Origin of the sequence: Nocardioides sp. (assembly GCF_031422975.1) — a bacterium.
Lineage (GTDB): Bacteria > Actinomycetota > Actinomycetes > Propionibacteriales > Nocardioidaceae > Nocardioides.
In genome coordinates, this window is sequence record NZ_JANPEO010000430.1 from 1 (window position 1) to 5,306 (window position 5,306).

The window sequence follows — 5,306 nt, forward strand, 5'->3', positions numbered from 1 at the left end:
GCTGCGCTGCATGCCGGCAAGCACGTCCTGGTCGAGAAGCCGTTGGCGGACAGTGTCGAGGCCGGATCGGCGATGGTCGCGCTGGCCATGGAGCGCGGCCTGGTCCTGATGGCCGACCACACCTACTGCTTCACGCCGGCCGTGCTGAAGATGGCCGAGCTGGTCGCCGCCGGTGAGCTGGGCGAGGTGCTCTACGTCGACTCGGTGCGGATCAACCTCGGGCTGGTGCAGCCCGACGTCGACGTGCTGTGGGACCTCGCCCCCCACGACCTCTCGATCCTCGACTTCGTGCTGCCCGGTGGACTCGCGCCCGCAGGGGTCTCGGCCATCGGCGCCGACCCCCTCGGTGCGGGGCGCGCCTGCGTGGGCCACATCGCGATGCCGTTGGCGGGCGGGGCGCTCGCCCACGTCCACGTCAACTGGATGAGCCCGACCAAGATCCGCCAGATGGTGATCGGCGGCTCTCGCCGTACGCTCGTGTGGGACGACTTGAACCCGCAGCAGCGTCTCAGCGTCTATGACCGCGGCGTCGACCTCGGCCAGACCTCGGTGCTGGCAAACGACGGCGCCGAGCGCCGCGATGCCGGGATCTCCTACCGGCTCGGCGACACCTGGTCGCCGGCGCTGCCGGAACGCGAACCGCTGATGGGCGTCGTCACAGAGCTGGCCGCCAGCATCCGCACGAACCGCGCCCCCAGCACCGACGGCGCCGCCGGCCTGCGCGTGCTGTCCGTGCTGGCCGCGGCCTCGGAGAGCCTGGCCAACGACGGTTTGATGGTGCGGCCAGACTCGCCGACCGTGCCCGGCCAGCGTCGGCTCGAGGCCACACTGGAGACGGTCCGATGACCGTCCTCGCGGGCGCCCGGGTGCTCGTGACCGGTGGTGCCGGCACCATCGGCTCCACCCTCGTCGACCAGCTCGTCGACGCCGGTGCCGATCACGTGCTCGTCGTGGACAACCTGGTCCGCGGCCGGCTGGCCAACCTCGAGGCTGCCCTCGCGACCAACCGGGTGACGCTGGTCGAGGGCGACATCCGAGATCGCGACCTGGTGCACGACGTGACGCGGGGCTGCGACCTCGTCTTCCACCAGGCGGCCATCCGCATCACCCAGTGCGCCGAAGAACCGCGGCTGGCCCTCGAGGTGCTGGTCGACGGGACCTTCAACGTGGTCGAGGCCGCCGCCCAGGCGGGCGTCGACAAGCTCGTCGCCGCGTCGTCCGCCTCCGTCTACGGCCTCGCCGAGGAGTTCCCCACGCCGGAGAGTCACCACCACCACGACAACGACACGTTGTATGGCGCCGCGAAGACGTTCAACGAGGGCCTGATCCGCAGCTTCCGGGCGATGCACGGCCTGGACCACGTGCTGCTGCGCTACTTCAACGTCTACGGCCCGAGGATGGATGTCCACGGCCTCTACACCGAGGTCCTGGTCCGCTGGATGGAGCGGATCGCGGACGGCCTGCCGCCGCTGATCTTCGGTGACGGACTCCAGACGATGGACTTCGTCTACACCACCGACATCGCCCGCGCCAACGTCCTGGCCGCGACCAGCGGCGTCCGCGAGGGGATCTACAACGTGGCCCGCGGCGAGGAGACCAGCCTGCTCGACCTCGCCCGGACGCTGCTGCGGGCGATGGAATCGGACCTGCCCGTCGAGCACGGGCCGGACAGGGCCGTCAACGGCGTGACTAGGCGCCTCGCCGACACGACGGCGGCGCAGCGCGATCTCGGCTTCGTCGCGGAGGTCGGGCTCGAGGGCGGTCTGCGCGAACTGGTCGAGTGGTGGCGGCCGCTGCGTTCCGAGGTGGCCGGCGGCCGGGTGATGGCCCGATGAGCGAGGTCGTGATGAGCCGCATCAACGTCATGCAGCCGTGGCTCGGCGAAGAAGAGGTCGCCGCGGTCGCCGAGGTGATCCGGTCGGGCTGGGTGGCCCAGGGGCCGCGGGTCGCCGAGTTCGAGTCGAGCTTTGCGGCGGTCCAGCAGGCGGCGTACGCCGTCGCGGTGAGCAACTGCACCACGGCCCTGCACCTTGCGCTGGTCGTGGCCGGCATCGGACCCGGTGATGACGTCGTCGTCCCTTCCTTCTCCTTCGTCGCGACCGCCAACGCACCCACGTATGTCGGCGCCCAGCCGGTCTTCGCCGACGTCGATGCCGCCACGGGCAACCTGACTCCCGACACGATCGCCGCGGCGATCACCACGCGCACGCGCGCAGTGATCGCCGCGGACCAAGGCGGGGTTCCGCTCGACCTGGCCGCCCTGCGCTCTCTGTGCGACCCGCTCGGCATCGTGGTGATCGAGGACGCCGCGTGCGGCGCGGGTTCGACGGCCTACGGCAGCCCGGTCGGAGCCGGCGCGGAGATCGCGGCCTGGTCGTTCCACCCGCGCAAGCTGTTGACCACCGGTGAGGGCGGGATGCTGACGACCTCGCGCCCCGAGTGGGCCGAGCGCGCCCGTCGCCTCCGCGAGCATGCGATGAGCGCCTCGGCGGCCGAGCGTCATGCCAGCGTGCTCGCCCCGCCCGAGAGCTATGACGAGGTCGGGTTCAACTACCGCATGACCGACTTGCAGGCCGCGATCGGGCTGGTGCAGCTGCGCCGGCTGCCCGAGCTGGTGGCCCGTCGGCGCCAGCTCGCGAAGACCTACGCCACGGTGATCGACGACCTGCCGGGCCTGCGCATCGTCGCCGACCCCGAGTGGGGGACGACCAACTTCCAGTCCTGCTGGATCGAGGTGGGCCCGGACCATCCGGTCGATCGGGACGGGGTGCTGGCGCACCTGGCCGAGGCGGGCATCTCTGCGCGCCGCGGCATCATGGCCGCCCATCAGCATGCCGCCCACTCGCATCGGGCCGGGGGACCACTGCCGATCACCGAACGGCTCACCGCCTCGACCCTGATCCTGCCGGTGTTCCACCAGCTGTCGGGGGCCGAGCAGGGCCGCGTGATCGACGCACTGGTCACGTCGGGGGTCCGCTCATGACCGCGCTCGTGCTGGTGGGAGCGGGCGGCCTGACCCGCGAGGCGATGAACATCGTCCGTGCGTCGGATGAATCGATCAGCATGCGTGTGCTCGACGACAACCCCGCGACCTGGGGGAGCAGCCTCGACGGGGTGGAGGTGGCCGGCGGGCTCGACCTGCTCGGCGAATACGCCGACCACCAGGTCGTGGTGTGCATGGGCCGCGGCACCCTCCGGCGAACTGTCGTCCAGCGGATTCGGCACGCCGGCGTCGCGCGCGAGCGGTTCGCCAGCCTGGTACATCCGCGGGTCCTGGTACCCGCGAACTGCTCGGTCGGGGTCGGGAGCGTGGTGATGGAGGGTGTGGTGCTGACCGCGGACGTGACAGTGGGGGACCACGTCGTGCTGATGCCCCACGACACCCTGACCCACGGCAACGTGGTCCACGACTACGCGACGATCTGCGCCGGGGTGGCCCTTGGTGGCGACGTCGAGGTCGGGCCCGAGGCCTACGTCGGGATGAACGCCTGCGTGCGCGAGCGCGTTCGGATCGGCCGCCGGTCCACCTTGGGGATGGGGGCGGTGCTGCTGCACGACCTCCCCGGGGGCGAGACATGGGTCGGCAGCCCCGCACACACGGTGAACCCCAGATTGGAAGTGGCACGATGAGAGTCCCGTTCGTGGATCTGTCCGCCCAGCACGCCGAGATCGCCGACGAGGTGAGGTCCGGGCTCAACGCTGTCTTCGCGGACACCGCCTTCGTCGGCGGCCCCGAGGTCACGGCTTTCGAGCAGGAGTACGCCGCCTTCGTCGGTGTCGAGCACTGCATCGGCGTCGCCAACGGCACCGACGCCCTCGAGCTCGCCCTCCGCTCGGTCGGGGTGAGGCCCGGGTCGGAGGTCATCGTCCCGGCGAATACGTTCATCGCCTCCGCGGAGGCGGTCTCCCGCATCGGCGCCACCCCCGTGCCGGTCGACGTGGACGAGGAGCACCTCCTCATCGACCCGGTGGCCGTGGTCGAGGCGATCACCGAGGCGACGTCCGCTGTCGTCGCCGTACACCTCTTCGGACAGCTCGCGCCGCTCGACGAGCTCGCCGAGATCTGCGGCGACGCCGGCATCCCACTGGTCGAGGACGCCGCGCAGTCCCAGGGCGCGCACTGGCGAGGCCGGGTCGTCGGCGGACTCGGGCAGGTCGCCGCCACCAGCTTCTACCCGGGCAAGAACCTCGGCGCGGCCGGCGACGCGGGAGCCGTCACGACCGCCGACCCCGAGATCGCGGCCCGGGTCCGGCTGCTCGCCAACCACGGCTCGGCGACCCGCTACGTGCACGACGTGATCGGCATGAACTCGCGCCTCGACACGGTGCAGGCCGTCTACCTCCGGGCCAAGCTCGGGCGCCTCGACAAGTGGAACGACCTCCGCAGCCGCGCCGCACAGCGCTACGGCGAACTGCTGGGCGGCATCGCCGGGATCGAGTGCCCCGGCGCGATCGATCCGGAGGGCCACGTCTGGCACCTCTACGTCATCCGCGTCGACGAGCGCGACCGCGTGCTCGACGTGCTAGGGGACGCCGGCATCGGAGCGGGCATCCACTACCCCACCCCCGTGCACCTCACGGGGGCCTACCGCGGTCTCGGCCTCGGCCCCGGCACCGCCCCGATCGCCGAGGAGGCCGCGGGGCGCATCTTGTCGCTGCCGATGTTCCCCCACATCACCGAGGACCAGCAGGCCCGCGTGGCCGACGTCCTCACCGCCGCCGTCACCGGGAGTGCCCGATGACCACTCTGCTCGTCGCCAACGACGGCGGCCACATCATGCAGCTGCACACGCTGCGGCCCCGGCTCGGCGTCGGCAACGACGTCGTGTGGGTGACGCCACGGACGCCGCAGACGGAGTCGCTGCTCGAGGGCGAGCGTGTGCACTGGGCGGCGCCGTGCCCGACCCGGGACGGCCGCGCGATCCTTCGCAACGCCGCCGGGTGCCGACACCTCTTCGACCAGTTCGACGTGACGCTGGCCGTCAGCACCGGCGCGGCGCTCGCGTTGGCCGTGCTGCCGCAGGCGCGGGCCCGGGGGATCGAGACGGTCTACATCGAGTCGGCCACCCGACTCGACGCCCCGTCGATCTCGGGCCGGATGCTGTCGATGGTGCCGGGGGTGCGGACCTTCAGCCAGTCGACGGGACTGACCAAGGGACACTGGGAGTACCTCGCCTCACCGTGGGACCTGTACGAGTCCGCGCTCGGCGTACCGCACGCCATCAAGTCGGTGGTGGTGAGCCTCGGTACGCAAGAGGCCTACGGCTTCCGGAGGCTGCTGGAGCACCTCGTGCCGATCGTGCCCG

Annotated in this window: 6 protein-coding genes; all 6 read left to right on the forward strand. The window is 71.5% G+C overall.

What is annotated here, in order from left to right:
- Nucleotides 1-846: Gfo/Idh/MocA family oxidoreductase (locus RMO85_RS12975; RefSeq protein WP_310529144.1), on the forward strand; the 846-nt coding region annotated here is incomplete at its 5' end.
- The gene (locus RMO85_RS12980; protein WP_310529145.1) at nucleotides 843-1,835 is read left to right on the forward strand and encodes an SDR family NAD(P)-dependent oxidoreductase; all 993 of its coding nucleotides are present in this window, start codon (nucleotides 843-845) and stop codon (nucleotides 1,833-1,835) included. The genes RMO85_RS12975 and RMO85_RS12980, both read left to right, overlap by 4 nt.
- Entirely contained in the window at nucleotides 1,832-2,983 is a 1,152-nt protein-coding gene (locus RMO85_RS12985) for a DegT/DnrJ/EryC1/StrS family aminotransferase (RefSeq protein ID WP_310529146.1), read from the forward strand. Before RMO85_RS12980 ends, RMO85_RS12985 begins: the two co-directional genes overlap by 4 nt.
- Nucleotides 2,980-3,630: a NeuD/PglB/VioB family sugar acetyltransferase gene (locus RMO85_RS12990; RefSeq protein ID WP_310529147.1), complete on the forward strand. Its 651-nt coding sequence runs from the start codon at nucleotides 2,980-2,982 to the stop codon at nucleotides 3,628-3,630. Before RMO85_RS12985 ends, RMO85_RS12990 begins: the two co-directional genes overlap by 4 nt.
- Nucleotides 3,627-4,742, forward strand: a complete 1,116-nt coding sequence (locus tag RMO85_RS12995) for a DegT/DnrJ/EryC1/StrS family aminotransferase (RefSeq protein WP_310529148.1) — start codon at nucleotides 3,627-3,629, stop codon at nucleotides 4,740-4,742. The genes RMO85_RS12990 and RMO85_RS12995 overlap by 4 nt, the downstream gene beginning before the upstream one ends.
- A partial coding sequence (locus RMO85_RS13000; protein WP_310529149.1) for a hypothetical protein occupies nucleotides 4,739-5,306 on the forward strand: 568 nt, incomplete at its 3' end. The genes RMO85_RS12995 and RMO85_RS13000, both read left to right, overlap by 4 nt.

Coding starts and splice junctions, on each gene's coding strand:
- RMO85_RS12990 (WP_310529147.1), top strand. CDS start 2,980: ATGACCGCGCTCGTGCTGGTGGGAGCGGGCGGCCTGACCCGCGAGGCG.
- RMO85_RS12985 (WP_310529146.1), top strand. CDS start 1,832: ATGAGCGAGGTCGTGATGAGCCGCATCAACGTCATGCAGCCGTGGCTC.
- RMO85_RS12980 (WP_310529145.1), top strand. CDS start 843: ATGACCGTCCTCGCGGGCGCCCGGGTGCTCGTGACCGGTGGTGCCGGC.
- RMO85_RS12995 (WP_310529148.1), top strand. CDS start 3,627: ATGAGAGTCCCGTTCGTGGATCTGTCCGCCCAGCACGCCGAGATCGCC.